Below are 913 nucleotides of genomic sequence, written 5' to 3' on the forward strand. Positions count from 1 at the left end.
GCTCTGGGCCGGTGGTTCGGCGGCGGGTTCCGGTCCGGTGTGGCCTCGCGCGCGCGTCCCTTCCCTTCCCTTCCCTTCCTTTTCCCTTCCCTTCCCACCGGGAGGGTTCGGGGAGTCTTCCGGGAGTCTTCCGGGAGCGTTCCGGGAAGGGCCGCTGACCTGCGCGGACGCGGCCTCATCCGGGTCCAGTCGCCAGGTTGGAGGCTCGACCGGCGAGGCATCGACGGGTGTGCCTGCCTCGGGTCCCGGGATGCGGCTCGGCGACGGCTTCGAAATCTTCTGGTGGTCGTGCCAGTTGACGACCTCCAGGTACCTGACGCCGGCGACCTCGTAGCGGATGATCCGCCCGTTCGCGGCGAGTACGGCCAGGTCCTCTTCGATGTCCCGCAGGGAGACGTCGTCGAGGGGCCACACGTCGCCCTTGATCAGCCGGGCGTTGTCCTTGGTGCGGCCCTGGTCGTCGCAGTGCGTCCAGAGACCGATCCATGTCAGGCGCGCGCGAAATGGCAGCACCGACACGTCCTCGGACTTGAAGAAGCTCGGCTTGATCGTGCGGATCCGCGGCATGGTGGTGTCTACCTCCGGGGGTTGTGCTGATCGTTCTCGGTCGCGGTTGACACCGAGGTCTTGCGGAACTGGGGCGGCTGGGCGGCCAACGGCGTCCCCCTCTCTTGCGGGGCGGCGCCGGTCCGGCGGCGGCGGCTTCGTTGCCGCACGTGGCGCAGACAGTGGGGTAGAGCTGTCGCCGGCCGACCGCGTACGGCGGCCCGGGGTTGAGGTAGCCGCCGCAGGGTTTGCCGTTGCGGGTGGCGCGGCAGGTGCCGACGGGTGCGTGCTGGGCGCGGGCGTCTTCCCAGGGGGCGGCGTTGATGGCGCGGCTGTCGGGGAGGCGGAAGCGACGCCAGATGTCGGG

At 70.4% G+C, this 913-nt stretch carries 1 pseudogene; it reads right to left on the minus strand.

Annotated features, from left to right (window positions below):
* A pseudogene (locus C1I99_RS31685) lies at nt 1–567 on the minus strand (hypothetical protein); the annotation flags it as partial.
* Nucleotides 568–913 lie beyond the last annotated feature (346 nt).

The sequence above is a fragment of the Micromonospora deserti genome, from assembly GCF_003236335.1.
Taxonomy (GTDB): Bacteria; Actinomycetota; Actinomycetes; order Mycobacteriales; family Micromonosporaceae; genus Micromonospora; species Micromonospora deserti.